The organism is Desulfofustis glycolicus DSM 9705 (assembly GCF_900130015.1).
GTDB lineage: Bacteria > Desulfobacterota > Desulfobulbia > Desulfobulbales > Desulfocapsaceae > Desulfofustis > Desulfofustis glycolicus.
Genome location: NZ_FQXS01000040.1, coordinates 15,712 through 30,448, shown reverse-complemented (window position 1 = coordinate 30,448; position 14,737 = coordinate 15,712). Strand labels below are relative to the sequence as shown.

Genomic DNA, 14,737 nt, shown 5'->3' with positions numbered 1-14,737 from the left:
GCACGGGCAACTGTGTGGGAGAGTAGGTCGCCGCCGAATTCTTTATAAAAAAAGGGACAGTCCCCACAAAAGGGACTGTCCCTTTTTTTTGGCGAAACGGTTGCTTACTGCTAGAAATTTTCAAAGGTTGTCGTAAACAGCTTTCGCTGTCCGGCCAAGTTATCTGGTCCCGACAAAAGCGTAGTAAACCATTGCTGCTCTTCTCAGTGTCAGGTAAAATTAAAATGACACGGCCTGAATACTATGAAAACAAAGGTTTCGATAAATCGTTTCTCCCCTCCTGCTGACGAGCCGACCACCCTGCCAGTTGCCGCCTTGTTTCGTTCGGCGCGTCCGGCGCTATGGTATCTCCTGTTGCCTGCGTTATTGCTTCTCGGTGCCGGTCCGGCAGTCTGCCCGGCGCAGGCTGCGGAACTGCCAGTGAAGATCGGCGTGCTGGCCATTCGCGGCAAAGCAGTTGCGACCCAGCGCTGGCATTCTACGGCAAATTATCTGAGCAGTTATATCCACGGCTACCGGTTTTCCATCGTTGCGCTGGAACATTCCGAGATCGAAGACAGTATCAAAAACGAGGATATCGATTTTGTCCTGCTCAATCCCCTGCTCTATGTCGAGTACGAGGAGCGATACGGCATCAATCGCATTGCGACGCTGAAGGACGAGCGACTCGGACAGGCCTATTCCCAATACGGCGGAGTCATCTTCTGCCGTGCCGACCGCGTGGATATCCGTGCCCTCGCCGACCTGGAGGATACACGCTTTTCAGCTGTTGCCGAAGAGTCGCTGGGCGGCTGGCAGATGGCCAAACGGGAGATGGTGGACCGCGGCCTCAAACCGTACTCTTACTTTCGCGAACTGATCTTCACCGATAACCACTACGATGTGGTCCGTGCAGTCACTGAAGGACACGCTGATGCAGGAACGGTCCGGACCAATGTGCTCGAAGAATTGGCAGAGGAAGGCAAAATCGCACTTGAGGATTACTACATATTCCCCGCCATGGCGGAAAACGCCAAACAAACCCCTTATTTTTGCACCACCCGTCAATACCCGAACTGGCCAATCGCCAAGGTCAGGCATACCCCGGACGAATTAGCCGAGCAGGTCAGCATCACTCTGCTGCAGATGAAACCCTATTTTACCGCCGCCATTGCCGCCCATTGTGCCGGCTGGACCATCCCGCTGGACTACCAGCCGGTCCACGATCTGATGCGCGTGCTACACCTGGGCCAGTACCGGGATCTCGGCAAGGTCAAACTCATCGACGTGCTCCGCGCCTATGGGGTGGTTATCGGGCTGGCCTGCGCATTGTTCGTGGTGCTCGCGATGTTCACCGGCAAGGTCATGAAGCTTAACCGCGAAATCAACAAATCGCATCGATCACTGAAAAAAGAGATCCAACATCATATCAAACTCGACGAAGAGCTGAAAAAGGCCAAGGAGATGGCGGAGGCGGCCACCCGGGCAAAAAGCGAATTCCTGGCTAATATGAGCCACGAGATCCGCACCCCGATGAACGGCATTATCGCCGCCACCGATCTGGCCCTGAGCGAGCCGTTATCGCCGACCGTGCAGGAATACCTGCATATCGTCCAGAATTCCTCCTACTCTCTGCTCGGCATTATCAACGATATCCTGGACTTCTCGAAAATTGAGGCCGGTCAGCTGGAACTCAAGGAGAGAATTTTCAAGCTCGATGAAACCTTCGACCAGGTCGTCGACCTGTTCACCCACCAGGCTGCGGAAAAAGGAATTGAGTTGATCGTCGATATCGACGCCAAGACGCCGCGTATCCTGCTCGGTGATTCCCTGCGCCTGCAGCAGATCCTCACCAACCTGATCAGCAATTCGATCAAGTTCACCCCGGCCGGCGGCAGCATCGTGATCAGCGTTTCCGGAGGCCCGGTGACAACGGACGAAAAGCGCTCCGACCCGGTAGAGCTGCGCTTTGCCGTCAAAGACACCGGCATCGGCATCGCCCCGGAATTTATACCGTTTCTGTTCGAACCGTTCACCCAGAGTGATGGTTCGACTACCCGTAAACACGAAGGAACCGGTCTCGGCCTGAGTATCTGCAAACAATTCGTGACGATGATGGACGGGACTATTTCGGTGGAGAGCACCCTCGGCGAGGGATCGACGTTTTTCTTTACCGTCCGCCTCGGGCAGGCCGGAACCGTGCCGGCCGCCAAAAATAAATTTCCTGAAGACATCCGCGGTCTCAACGCCCTGGTCGTCGACGACCTTCCCGAAAGCAGGCTGATTATCGGCAAAATTCTCGGCACCCTCGGCTTTACCGTCGAGACCATCTCCTCCGGGGAGGCAGCGCTGGAACGGTTGCAACCTGACTGTTTGAACGACAAGCCGGTACACCTGATCATGCTGGACTGGAAGATGCCGGGTCTCGATGGTATCGAGACCACGCGGATGATCAGAAAAAAGCTGAACCTGACTATCCCGATCATCATCATGACCGCCTTTACCAAGGACGTTGAGCGCGGTGAAGCCGAATCGGTCGGCGCCAACGGCTTTCTCTCCAAACCGATCTTCCAGTCGACGCTGTTCGACGCGATCATGGACGCCTTCGGCAAGGAAGGAGGACAAACGACGCCCGTCCGCCATGACTTCACCACCCGCACCTCGATGTACCGCAAGCATCTGAAAGGGTATCGCATCCTGCTCGTCGAGGACAACCTGACCAATCAACAGGTCGCCCAGGCCATTTTGCAGACCGCCGGAATCAAGGTGACCATTGCCGCCAACGGCAAGGAAGCGGTCGATCTGGCCGACTGTTCGCAATACGATGCGATTTTAATGGACATCCAAATGCCGGTGATGAACGGTTATGAAGCAACCCAAAAGATCCGTGCCAAATCATCGTGCAGCAAACTGCCGATCATTGCGATGACCGCTCATGCGATGAAGGGCGACGAAGAGAAATGCCTTGAAGCCGGCATGGACGGTTATATCGCCAAACCGATCAACCAGGAGCGACTTTTCCATGTCCTGTGGCGTTTTTTACGCGGGCATCAGCCGAAGATAGAACCGGTCGTCCCTACCGAACCCGCTGGAGCAGCTATACCGACACAAAACCGGCAATCGAAACCGGCAGAAACAACCGCGGACGCGCAGCAGTCGCTGGACGACCGGCCGGCCGAACCACCCGCCCCCGTCGACGATCAGGATCAAAGCCGGAGCGACGAGACTGCGGCCCGACTCGAAACAGTGTCCTCGGTTATCGATGTTGAGGCGACCCTGAGCGCTCTCGGTATTGACGCCGAGACCCTGCTCAAGATCCTGGTCAGCTTTTTTCATGACAACCGTACCACCCCTGACGCACTCGAGCATGCCCTCCAGGAGCAGAACTGCGAGAAACTTCGTCAACTCGCCCATAAGCTCAAGGGCAGCGGCGCCAATATCGGGGTGCCCGACCTGGCATCGTCGGCCCAGCAGCTAGAAACCGCCTGTAGAGAGCACGAAAGCGAACACTGCGGCGGTGAAACGTTTGGTGCTCTGGTCAAAACCGTGAAGGACATCTTGGTCCATGTCCTGAACACTCTACAGGCCCTTGACCGGAGTGAAGACAGTTCCCCCGAGTCGATTGCCGACGCCACGGACCTCGCCGAACTGTTGGAAAAACTTGAAGCGGCAATCGGCCATGCCGATCCGGAAGAAATCAGTGCCTGTTTTGCCGGGGTTCACCGCCAGGCCGCCCAACATCGGAAAATCAACCAGCCGCAGCTCGAAACCCTTGCCGCTCGGATTGAACGCTACGACTACGAACTGGCCAGAGAAACCCTCGAGCAATTGCGCCGCCAGCTGAAGGAAGCGTCATGAGCCAAGACCGACCGCTCGTCCTGATCGTCGACGACAACCCCACCAATATCGATCTGCTGGTAGCCACCCTGAAAAAAGACTATCGACTCGGCATTGCCAAGCGGGGGCAGCAGGCGATCGACTATGCCCGGAAATTTCTGCCGAACCTGATCCTGCTCGATATCATGATGCCGGAGATGGATGGCTATCAGGTCTGCACAACGCTGAAGAAGGATGAAGCGACCGCCTCGATCCCGATCATCTTCATCACCGCAATGCAGGATACCGCCAGCAAAACCAGAGGGTTCGAGGAAGGGGCTGTCGATTATATCACCAAACCGTTTCATACCGCCGAAGTATTGGCCCGGGTCAGGACCCACGTCGAGTTGGACCAGGCAAAAGCGCTGCTGCTCTCGCAAAATACGGTACTCGAACAGAAGGTTCAGTCCAAGACATCGGAATTGCGCGAAATGCTCAACGGCAGTATTATCAGCATGGCCCGCATGGTGGAAATCAGAGACCCTTACACGGCAGGGCACCAGCAGCGAGTCGCCCAGCTGGCCTGTGCCATTGCTGCCAAGATGGGATTGTCAGAATCTGTTATCGAGGGAATCCGAATCGCCAGTCTGCTGCATGATGTCGGCAAGATCCGCATCCCGGTGGCCATTCTCAGCCGCGCCGGCACCCTGCTTGAAGCCGAGCTGGAAGTGATCAAGATTCACTCCCAGATCGGTTTTGAGATCCTGAAGAACATCCCATTCCCGTGGCCGGTCGCCCAGATGGTCTTTCAGCACCACGAACGGTTGGACGGTTCCGGCTACCCGCTCGGTCTGCGGGAGGCCGACCTGCTGCTCGAGTCGAAAATCCTGACGGTCGCCGACGTGACCGAGGCGAAAAGCTCCTTCCGCCCCTATCGGCCGGCCCTCGGCCTGAAGGCGACGATCGACGAACTCAAGGAATATCGGGGAATCTATTACGACAAGGACGCCGTGGACGCCTGCCTGGAATTACTGGACAAAGACGGCTTCACCTTCGCCGACGCCGAAGACAAGGAAGGCCAACCGATCCTCTGCGTCGCCTCACCGGAAACGATCAATCTCAACCAACTGCGGGACAGGTTGTAACCTGTCCTCAGCTAACTTCCTGCTGCGGGACAGATTTAAATTTGTTCTCCAAAGGGGGGGACAGGTTGAAACCTGTCCCTCAGATTTGTAACACTTGTCCCGCAGATTTATTAGTCTCCCAAACAGGTACCGACGTTGCGGGCGCTCTCGATCCAGCTGTGGTCGGGCGGCACCACCTTGCGTTTGTTGACCACATCCTTGAGAGGGACCGGCTCGGTGCTATCGCCGCGAACGGCGACCATGACGCCGCCGATCCCTTCATCGATATAGCGGACGCAGGCACTGCCGAGCTTGGTCGCCAGCACCCGGTCGGTGGCCGACGGCGTGCCGCCCCGTTGCAGGTGCCCGAGAATGGTCAGGCGTGATTCGAGACCGGTCATCTCTTCCAACTGCTGCGATAAGCGCAGCGTATGGGTGGAACGCTGCCGGGCAAAGGAGGCATAGGCATCTTGGGCCTTTTTTCTACTCTTGCTCTTGGCGCTCGATTCTTTGGCCTTGGCCCTGTCTTCCCGGAGTTTGTCCAGCGTCTTTTTCTCATTGACCGACAGGGCCCCCTCGGCAACGACAACGATGCTGAAATTTTTGCCCCGCTGCTGCCGCTGCCGGATGGCCTGGACGATCTTCTCCCGATCATAGGGGATTTCCGGGATCAGGATCACGTCGGCCCCGCTGGCAATACCGGCGCCAAGAGCCAGCCAGCCGGCATTGTGGCCCATCACTTCAACAACAATAATCCGGTGGTGGCTGTGGGCGGTCGAGTGTAGCCGATCGATGGCCTCGGTGGCAATCTCCATGGCAGTGTCGAAACCGAAGGTGACATCGGTGCCATAGACGTCGTTATCGATGGTTTTCGGCAGGGTCAGGATATTGAGGCCGCGTTCGGCCAACCTGAAGGCGTTTTTCTGGGTACCGCCGCCGCCGATGCAGATCAGCGCGTCCAGGTTCTGGCGATGATAATTATCGCAAATCACCTCGGTCATATCCTTCATTTCACCGCCGACCGGCATCTTGTGCGGCTTATCGCGGCTGGTGCCGAGGATGGTGCCGCCCAGCGTCAGGATCGAGGAAAGCATCGAGCGCTCCAGGCGCAGCAGCCGGTTTTCCATCAGCCCGCGGAAACCGTCGCGAAAACCGACCACCTCCATGCGCCCGGTGTCCAGCGCCGTTTTGCCGATCGCTCGAATAGCCGCGTTCAGTCCCGGGCTGTCGCCGCCCGACGTCAATACTCCGATATGCCTGCTCATCGCCTCACCTCTCCGGATATCTCTTGGGGCCGCCCAGCGTGGCAGCGTTGTTATCCAGTCGCTGCAGATATGCGAACAACACGTCCCGGCACGAGTGACCTGCAGCCCTGTCAACCGTTGTTCGCATCCGCCCCGATGGTCAAAAATACTTGAAACGTTTACAGCTGCCGAGGATCATGCCTGCCGGCAACACTCATCGTGGCATGTTTCACTTGATGACCTGTGGTGCGTGGCCCGATGACGATCGGCTCCTTCGGCCGACTGCGGAAACCCACAGACCGCCGTACCGGCCGGCCGCTCGCTTCGACGATGCCGCACGAAACGGTACAGGTGCCAGGCGGTCAAGATAATCAGAAAGGTTGCACTGCCGATCTTCAGCCAGACCGGCACCAGTTCCCTGGCCTCACCGATCACCGCGCGCGGCTCGATACCGAGCAGCGGATAGAGCTTATCCAAGCCGAGCCCAAATAGCACGGAGACAATGGCCACCACCAAAAGATACCTGAGGGTTCCCATTTTGCCAAGCACCTGGACCAAGACCGACAACGAGGTCATATTGGTCGCCGGCCCGGCCAGCAGGAAGACGAGGACGGCACCGGGACTGGCCCCCTTGAGCAGCAGGGCCGCGGCAATCGGCGTTGAAGCCGTGGCGCAGATATAAATCGGCATGCCGACCGCGAGCATGGCCAGCATCGACACGAGACCGCCGCCGAGAACCAGATTGGAGAAATCCTCGGGCAGGTAGGCGGTAATCAGACCGGCCAGCAGCAGGCCGGCGCAAAACCAGACGACAATATCCCCCCAGACATCGACCAGCGCATATCTGATTCCCTCGCCCAGTCGCCGCAGCGACCGGCTCGCCGGGGACGGCTCGGTCGCTGCCGGCAGGTTCGTCCCCGCGGCCGGAAGCGGCGCAGCTGAGGCCAACGGAAGCGGAGAGGGCTGCCGGCCGGCAGCGTCCGGATCGTGCAGCCGGTTTTCGACAAGGCCGGCGGTAACCCCGGTGACCAGGGCTGCCAGCGGGCGCATCACCGTCATGATCGGATCGAGCAACGCGTAGGTGATCGCTATCGAATCGACGCCGGACTCGGGCGTTGTCACCAGAAAGGCGGACAGGGCGCCGCGGTTTGCTCCCTGCCGCTTGAACGATGCTGCCGCCGGCAGCACGCCGCACGATCAGAGCGGCAGCGGAATCCCGAACAGCGCCGCCTTGAATACCGAACGATACCTGCCGTAACGCAGGTGACGCACGATAATCTGCTGGTTGACGAAGATCTTGATACCGCCCGCGGCCAGGATGCCAAGGATGATATAGGGCGACGAATCGAGCAGGATTCGCCACATTTCAATACTGATGGTCGTGATATCGTTCATGTCAAGGCTCCACCTCCTGTTACTGCTTCACGTGCATGCTCAGTGGCCGTCTCGACCAATTGCATGACATGGTCGTCGGCCAGCCGGTAATAGAGCACCTGGCCGTCCCGCCGGTTTTTAACCAGGTTGGCGATGCGCAGGATGCGCAGCTGGTGACTGGTAGCCGACTCGCTGACACCGAGCAGGGCGGCCAGGTCGCAGACGCACATTTCCTGAACGGCCAACGCACTGACGATGGTCAGCCGGCCGGGGTCGGCCAGGGCCTTGAACAGATCGCAGACCAATGCGGCCGGCGGTAGCCCGCTCAGGGCCAGCCGCGCCGCTGCCAGCCGATCTTCATGGATGATTCTGCGTTCGCACCGGTCTTCGCTCATGGTCGTCCTCATTATATGAATATATGTTCATATATTACATTGTCTGCAACAAAGTGCAATAGGCTGATGGGGCGCTTGAAAAATTCTTGATTTTGTTCAAGATCGAGGCGCGCAAGAAAATTTTACCGCAGGCATATACATGATATTCCGAGGATAATATTTGATTGCGCAACGACAAGATTGGCCGGAATGACAATTTTTCAAGGTTCCCTGATGCATTTTCTCCGGTCATACTCCATAATGGGGAAGAATCTCACCGCGCCCCGCCGCCGCCACGGTGCCGGAGGCAGCCCACGCCAACCACTGCGGACAGCCCATGCCCGGAACGCTTTACATCGTCGCCACGCCGATCGGCAATCTTGAGGACATGACCGGCCGCGCCATACGCACCCTGCGCGAAGTCGATCTGATCGCAGCCGAGGATACCCGGCACACCCGCAAGTTACTCAGCCATTTTTCCATCGCCACGCCGCTGATCAGCTATTATCGGGAGAAAGAGACACAGCGCGCCGCCGAACTGATCGAGCAGATCAGCGGCGGCGCCTCGGTGGCCCTGGTCAGCGACGCCGGCACGCCGGGCATCAGCGATCCCGGCGCCATCCTGGTCAGGCAGGCCCGCGCGGCCGGCTTGCCAATCGTGCCGATCCCGGGACCGTCGGCACTCAGCGCCGCGCTCAGCTGCGCCGGACTCGATCCCGGCAGCTTTCTCTTTCTCGGTTTTGCGCCGGCCAAACGCGCCCAGCGCCGTTCACTGCTGCAATCGCTGAAAACCACCCCCTACCCGCTGGTCTTCTACGAATCGCCGCACCGCATCGTCTCCTTTGTCAAAGACTGCGCCGAACTCTTTGGCGACCGGGTCGTGCTCTGGGCCCGGGAGATCAGCAAACTCTACGAAGACATCGAGGAAACGACGCTGCACCAATTGGCCGAGCGCATCGACGGCACCAAGATCCGCGGCGAGTTGGTGCTGATCATTCACCCCGGGACGGTCAGCCAACCGGCAGGAGAGACACTCGACGAGATCCTCTGCTGGTACCGCGACCAAACCGAGTTGTCGCTGAAAGACGCCTGCCGCGCCGTCGCGGCGGATCTCGGCGTCGGCCGCTCGGAGGTTTACCAGCGCGCGCTTGAATTGTGGCCCAAGCGCTGACCTACCCCTGCCCGGAGGACCACCATGAGAACCTGCGTCACCCCCAACGGAACCTTCTGCTACGGCATCCATCACCCTTCCTACACGGCGCGCATGCTGCGCCGGCGCACCCGGATCGAGCCCCTGGGCCGCCGCGAAGACGGCGGCGACGTGCTCAACGATGCCAACTATCCCGACGGCGACGTGGCGGTTCCCGAAGCCGACCGGATCTACGAGATCACCAATGCCCTGCCGTTTCGCGGCACCACCTATATCGGTAAGACCTGGGCCGACCGCAGCGCCGTAGAGCCCGAGCGGATCAGGATCCCGGCGCCGCCGCCGATATCGCTGACGACGCTGCTGGCCGAGCACAAGCAGCCGGCGACCCTGATCGAGTCCCTGCCGCGACCGCTGCAACTGGCCTTGGCCACCACCTCCACCGACCCCGACGATCTGGTCCGCCTGGCCCGCTGCTGCTGCTCGTTCACCAACGCCGACGACGGCCGGCCGACAGGTCTTTGCTTCCGATGCGGGGTAGACGGCAGGCAGCGGCCGATCATTGACGACCATGACCTGTTCGAAGCGGTGGCCAACAACCCGGCCCTGCCCGACGACTACAAGATCGCCATGGTGATTCGGCCCGGCGCCCAGGGAGGCAGCGAAATCGTCGGCGACCATCATGACGGCGATACCCATATTTACGAATACCTGCGCCGCAACTCCTATATCGGCGGCGGCCACTATGCGGCCAACATGGCCGAGGATGCGATCCGCTATCGGGTTAGTGACTTGGGTCCACGGGATATCAACGGCCTGCGCCACCTCTATTACCAGCGCAGTTATATCCGGCTCGGCCGGCTGCTCGGGCTCGATGTCGGCAGCGGTACCTTGTCGGCAGATGAATTGGAAACATTGCGCCTGGCCATCCTGGCACGCCTCGATATCGCCCGGCCCGAACTGACGGCAACGCTTTGGGGTTGGAATTTCGGGTTTGATTTCGCCCCGTCCGGCTATCGCCTGCACGCCTCACACCAGCAGGTACACCAGCAGTTCGCGATGATCCCGCGCCGCATCGACGCCTTTACCCACGGCTGCAGCGAGCCCTGTGGCGAGATGCGCCCCTTTGGCTGCGGAGACATGATCGGCGAGGTGATCGCGCAGTACCGCACTCTGCACGACCGCGAGTTTTTTCCTGACCTGCTCCGGGCGATCACCGCCAACCGCCGCATGGACGAATGGCTCGACCGGGATGCCGACCTGGTGGTCTGGCGGGACGAACGGGTCATGCTCTTTGTCCCCAAGGCCCAGACCTCGCAATGGGAACTGCAGATCATGACCCTGCCCGGGCCGGAGGGTCGTTGGCCCGGCAACATCCTGGAGACCGACCAGGCCACCCGCGCCTCACTCGATTCCGCCCTGCTCGCAGCACAACGCGCCCTGGCCGGACGGGGTGCCCGCCTGGTCACCACGATCGAATACCCGAAACCGTTCGACTCGACCGAAACAGCGCAACCGCTGCTCTACAGCCTACTGCCGAAACTGCCGCAGTCGCCGGGCGCCTTCAGCGAAGCGCAATTGCGCTTCATCAACGGCCATTACCCGGAGGACTTCGCCGCCGTCTGCCGGCAGAGCCTGGCCGCACAGGACCGACAGCCTTGAAACAGCGGTTCCCGGAGCACCGCACGCCGGCCGGGCTATTTTCTGACTTGTCGATTGCCGGCCGTTTGGTGTAGGTTTACCAGTTCGTCGCGTGCCGGAGAGGCCGGCGCCGACCATCTGATCAGTCGTTTGGAGTACATTATGGACAGCACCGCGTATTTTGGCCAGTGGGGGGGTAGTTTTATCCCCGAAGTCCTGCACGAAACCTTTCGTCACCTGGAGCGCGCCTTTGCCGAGATAAAGAGCGATCCGGCCTTCTGGCAGGAGTACATCACGTTGATGTCGACCTATTCATGCCGGCCGACACCGCTGACCCACGCCGAAAACCTCTCCCAGCATTTCGGCGGCGCCCAGATCTATATCAAGCGCGAGGATCTCAATCACACCGGCGCGCACAAGGCCAACAACGTCATGGGCCAGGGATTGTTGGTCAAACGCATGGGCAAGACGCGGGTCATCGCCGAGACCGGCGCCGGTCAGCATGGCGTCGCCACCGCGACGATGGCCGCCAAATTCGGTTTCGACTGCACCATTTACATGGGTGAGGAAGACGTGGCCCGCCAGCGGCCCAATGTCTTCTGGATGGAAAAAATGGGTGCTACGGTGGTGACCGTGCGGGACGGCTCCCGGACCCTGAAGGATGCGATCAACGAGGCCTTCCGCGACTGGGTCACCAATATGGATACTACCCACTACGTCTTCGGTACCGCCTGCGGGCCGGCACCGTTTCCGGAAATGGTGTCCTGGCTGCAGTCGATCATCGGCCAGGAGGCCCGGGAGCAGATCCTGCGCCAACACGGCCGCCTGCCGGCAAGAATTTACGCCTGCGTCGGCGGCGGCTCCAACTCGCTGGGCATCTTTTCTTCATTTTTCGGGGAAGCAGACACCGAACTGGTCGGTGTCGAGGCCGGCGGCCATGGGCTGGACAGCGGCCAGCACGCCTCCCGCCTCTGCGGCCACGATGCCTCGCCGGGGGTCGCCCAAGGATACAAGACCATGTTCCTGCAGAACAGCGACGGCCAGATGCTCGATACCCATTCGGTATCGGCCGGTCTCGACTATATCGGCGTATCGCCGATCCTGGCCGACCACTGGGAGAAAAAGACCGTCCGTTTCGAGGCAGCCACCGACCGGGAAGTAATCGAGGCCCTCGACCTGACCATGAAAAAGGAGGGCATTATCCCGGCCCTGGAGTCGGCCCATGCCTTCGTCCAAGCCTTCAAGGAGGCGCCGGAACTGTCGCCCGACGATGCGGTAATTATCAACATGTCCGGGCGCGGCGACAAGGATATCTTTACCATCGCCCAGGCCTTCGACGACCCGTCCTGGAAGGACTTCATCATCCAGCGCGCCGCCGCCTACCAAAAATAAACCGTTTGAAAATTAGCTAGGGGACAGGATAAAACCTGTCCCCCGGTTAATTGAGATTCGATCGAGGCTGGAGAGAACCATGCAACTTGAGAACTACCTGAGGCAGAAAAAAGCGACGAAGGATATCCTGCTGATGACCCATATCGTCCTCGGCTACCCGTCCCTGGATGCGAATCGGGCGGTTATCGAGCAGATGGTGGCCGGCGGCGTCGACTGCATCGAGATGCAGATCCCGTTTACCGAACCGATGGCCGATGGGCCGATCATCCTGAAGGCCAACCAGGAGAGCATCGCCGGCGGCACGACCGTCGAGGAGTGTCTCGCCTTCGGCGCCGAAATGAGCAGGACCTACGAGATCCCCTTTCTCTACATGACCTACTACAATATCATCTACAAATACGGAGAGGCTCGCTTCCTCGACCGGGCCGCGGCCGATGGCATCGCCGGCCTGATCCTGCCCGACCTGCCGCCCGAAGAAGGCGCCGAGCTCTGCGCCGCCGCCCGAAAGCGCGGCATTGCGCCGATTTTGATCTTTGCGCCAACATCGACCGAAGTGCGGATGCGCGAGTTGAGCGGCCACGGCGCCGGCTTTATCTACTGCACCGCGCGCCGCGGCGTTACCGGCAAGCACTCGCAGCTCGACGCGGATTTCGGTGACTACCTGCAGCGCTGCCGGGCTGCCACCGACCTGCCGCTGGCGGTCGGTTTCGGCATCCAAAGCCGCACCGACGTCGAAGCGCTGATCGGCCTGGCCGATATGGCGGTAATCGGCTCCCAGACCATCAAACTGGTCGACGAACAGGGCGTTGCCGCCGTCGGCCCGTTCATCGCCACCTTGAACGATGTGAGCGGTACTTCATCATGAACGACACCGAGCGGCTCAACCGCGAACTGGGCACCGGCGAGGTGCTCTGGAATCTCGACGATCTCTACAGCGGCCCGGACAGCGAAGCCTTCCGGCAGGACTGCAGTCGCTGCGAGCAGGAGGCCCGGGCCATCAGCGAGAGCTACCGCGGCCGGGTCAAGCACCTCTCTGCGATCGAATTGCTGGAGCTGGTAACCCGCCTGGAGGGTCTCGAATCGCTCATCGGCAGGCTGGCGACCTACGCCTTCCTGCAGTTCACCACGCGAGTCGACAACGCGGCCGCCGGCGCCCTGCAGCAGAAGATTCACGAGCTGGCCGACCGCTGCAGCGGTGAGCTGGTCTTTTTCGAGCTGGAATGGAACAAAGTCAGCAAAAAACAGGCCCGCCAGCGGCTCGCTGACGACGCGCTAACCCCGTATCGCCATTACCTGAGCAGCCTGCGCCGCTATCGCCCGCACCAGCTCAAGGAAGTCGAGGAAAAGCTGCTGATCGAGCTACGCTCGGTCGGACGGTCGAGTTGGAACACGCTCTTTGACAAGATCATCGGCACCATGCGCTTCGGCGAGCGTGGCCGCACCGAGGAAGAGGTGCTCAGCGATCTCTATCACGCAGATCGCGAGGTGCGCCGCCAGGCTGCCGACGACCTGACCGCCGGCCTGAAGAGCCAGTCCCATATCCTGACCCATATCTTTAATACGCTGGCCGCCGACAAGATGATCAGCGACCGGCTGCGCCGCTACCCGGACTGGATCAGTGCCCGAAACCTCGACAACCAGGTGGACGATGCGACCGTCGCCACGCTGGTCGACACGGTAAGCGGCCGCTATGACCTGGTCGCCCGCTACTACCGCCTCAAGGCCGGCCTGCTCGGCCTCGATTCGCTGGTCGACTATGACCGCTACGCGCCGCTGCCGGCACTACCGACGATCAGTATCGACTGGGAGTCCTGCCGGGACATCGTGCTCGACTCCTTTACCGGTTTTTCTCCGAAGCTGGGCGATATCGCCGCCCGCTTCTTCGATCGCCGGTGGATTCACGCACCGCTGCTGGCCGGCAAACGGGGCGGCGCCTTTGCCCATCCCTGCACCCCCGACGTCCATCCGTACGTGCTGGTCAACTACGCCGGCACGCTGCGCGACGTCTCGACCGTGGCCCACGAACTGGGGCACGGCGTTCACCAGGTCCTGGCCGCCGAACGCGGTTACTATAACAGCGACACCCCGCTGGTGCTGGCCGAAACGGCCTCGGTCTTCGCCGAGTTGCTCGTCTTCAAGGCCCAACTCGCCCTGCTCGACAGCCCCGAGCAGCGGCGCGCCTTTATCTGTCAGAAGCTTGAATCGATCTTTGCCACGGTCTTTCGCCAGGTGGCCATGAATCGTTTTGAGAAATTACTGCACGAGGGGAGGCGCCAGCGCGGCGAGTTGAGCAGCGAAGAGCTTGGCGAGTGCTGGCTGCAGACGCAGCAGGAGATGTTCGGGGACTCGGTGGAGCTGCGCGACGACTACCGCATCTGGTGGAGCTATATCCCCCACTTCCTGTCGACGCCGGGCTATGTCTACGCCTATGCCTTCGGCGAGTTGCTGGTGCTCGCCCTGTACAACCGCTACCTACAGCAGGGTGCCCCTTTTATCGACGCCTACCTCGAACTGCTGGCCGCCGGCGGCTCGGCGACGCCGGTGGAGCTGCTCAAAGGCTTTGCCATCGATCTCGACGACCCGTCGTTCTGGAACCAGGGACTGCAGGTGATTGACGGATTGCTGATGGAAGTCGAGCAGGGGTAG

11 protein-coding genes are annotated in these 14,737 nt (G+C 60.3%); 7 read left to right on the top strand and 4 right to left on the bottom strand.

The genetic code is table 11. The features are described from left to right. The first annotated feature begins 243 nt into the window (after positions 1-243). Positions 244-3,837 (top strand): response regulator, encoded by a 3,594-nt coding sequence (locus BUC26_RS20575; RefSeq protein WP_073379103.1) that lies wholly within the window; start codon positions 244-246, stop codon positions 3,835-3,837. Further along, entirely contained in the window at positions 3,834-4,940 is a 1,107-nt protein-coding gene (locus BUC26_RS20570; RefSeq protein ID WP_073379101.1) for an HD-GYP domain-containing protein, read from the top strand. Before BUC26_RS20575 ends, BUC26_RS20570 begins: the two co-directional genes overlap by 4 nt. Before the next feature lie 110 nt (positions 4,941-5,050). On the opposite strand, the gene BUC26_RS20565 is transcribed toward BUC26_RS20570, so the two are convergent. The 4 genes from BUC26_RS20565 to BUC26_RS20550 form a co-directional block, all read right to left on the bottom strand. Continuing rightward, positions 5,051-6,184, bottom strand: coding sequence for a 6-phosphofructokinase (locus BUC26_RS20565; RefSeq protein ID WP_073379100.1), 1,134 nt, complete (start codon positions 6,182-6,184; stop codon positions 5,051-5,053). Positions 6,185-6,358: 174 nt separating this feature from the next. Beyond that, positions 6,359-7,351: a permease gene (locus tag BUC26_RS20560; protein WP_073379099.1), complete on the bottom strand. Its 993-nt coding sequence runs from the start codon at positions 7,349-7,351 to the stop codon at positions 6,359-6,361. A 9-nt stretch (positions 7,352-7,360) separates the two neighbouring features. Beyond that, entirely contained in the window at positions 7,361-7,558 is a 198-nt protein-coding gene (locus tag BUC26_RS24265) for a hypothetical protein (RefSeq protein WP_073379097.1), read from the bottom strand. Beyond that, positions 7,555-7,932 carry an ArsR/SmtB family transcription factor gene (locus BUC26_RS20550; protein ID WP_084540808.1) on the bottom strand — a complete coding sequence of 126 codons (378 nt, stop codon included), beginning with the start codon at positions 7,930-7,932 and terminating at the stop codon, positions 7,555-7,557. Before BUC26_RS20550 ends, BUC26_RS24265 begins: the two co-directional genes overlap by 4 nt. Positions 7,933-8,248: 316 nt before the next feature. On the opposite strand from BUC26_RS20550, the gene rsmI reads away from it, so the two are divergent. The 5 genes from rsmI to BUC26_RS20525 all read left to right on the top strand — a co-directional run bounded on the left by rsmI (position 8,249) and on the right by BUC26_RS20525 (position 14,737). After that, positions 8,249-9,082: a 16S rRNA (cytidine(1402)-2'-O)-methyltransferase gene (gene rsmI / locus BUC26_RS20545; RefSeq protein WP_073379095.1), complete on the top strand. Its 834-nt coding sequence runs from the start codon at positions 8,249-8,251 to the stop codon at positions 9,080-9,082. Between the two features lie 24 nt (positions 9,083-9,106). Then, complete coding sequence (locus tag BUC26_RS20540; protein ID WP_073379093.1) at positions 9,107-10,720, top strand: hypothetical protein; 1,614 nt, start codon at positions 9,107-9,109, stop codon at positions 10,718-10,720. Positions 10,721-10,861: 141 nt separating this feature from the next. Then, complete coding sequence (gene trpB / locus BUC26_RS20535; protein WP_073379092.1) at positions 10,862-12,091, top strand: tryptophan synthase subunit beta; 1,230 nt, start codon at positions 10,862-10,864, stop codon at positions 12,089-12,091. Between the two features lie 79 nt (positions 12,092-12,170). Then, positions 12,171-12,956: a tryptophan synthase subunit alpha gene (gene trpA / locus BUC26_RS20530; protein WP_073379091.1), complete on the top strand. Its 786-nt coding sequence runs from the start codon at positions 12,171-12,173 to the stop codon at positions 12,954-12,956. After that, on the top strand, positions 12,953-14,737 hold the full coding sequence (locus BUC26_RS20525) for a M3 family oligoendopeptidase (RefSeq protein WP_073379089.1): 1,785 nt from the start codon (positions 12,953-12,955) through the stop codon (positions 14,735-14,737). Before trpA ends, BUC26_RS20525 begins: the two co-directional genes overlap by 4 nt.

Excerpts from the sequence above, each read along its gene's own strand:
- BUC26_RS20575 (WP_073379103.1), top strand. The coding sequence starts at position 244 with ATGAAAACAAAGGTTTCGATAAATCGTTTCTCCCCTCCTGCTGACGAG.
- BUC26_RS20570 (WP_073379101.1), top strand. The coding sequence starts at position 3,834 with ATGAGCCAAGACCGACCGCTCGTCCTGATCGTCGACGACAACCCCACC.
- BUC26_RS20565 (WP_073379100.1), bottom strand. The coding sequence starts at position 6,184 with ATGAGCAGGCATATCGGAGTATTGACGTCGGGCGGCGACAGCCCGGGA.
- BUC26_RS24265 (WP_073379097.1), bottom strand. The coding sequence starts at position 7,558 with ATGAACGATATCACGACCATCAGTATTGAAATGTGGCGAATCCTGCTC.
- BUC26_RS20550 (WP_084540808.1), bottom strand. The coding sequence starts at position 7,932 with ATGAGCGAAGACCGGTGCGAACGCAGAATCATCCATGAAGATCGGCTG.
- rsmI (WP_073379095.1), top strand. The coding sequence starts at position 8,249 with ATGCCCGGAACGCTTTACATCGTCGCCACGCCGATCGGCAATCTTGAG.
- BUC26_RS20540 (WP_073379093.1), top strand. The coding sequence starts at position 9,107 with ATGAGAACCTGCGTCACCCCCAACGGAACCTTCTGCTACGGCATCCAT.
- trpB (WP_073379092.1), top strand. The coding sequence starts at position 10,862 with ATGGACAGCACCGCGTATTTTGGCCAGTGGGGGGGTAGTTTTATCCCC.
- trpA (WP_073379091.1), top strand. The coding sequence starts at position 12,171 with ATGCAACTTGAGAACTACCTGAGGCAGAAAAAAGCGACGAAGGATATC.
- BUC26_RS20525 (WP_073379089.1), top strand. The coding sequence starts at position 12,953 with ATGAACGACACCGAGCGGCTCAACCGCGAACTGGGCACCGGCGAGGTG.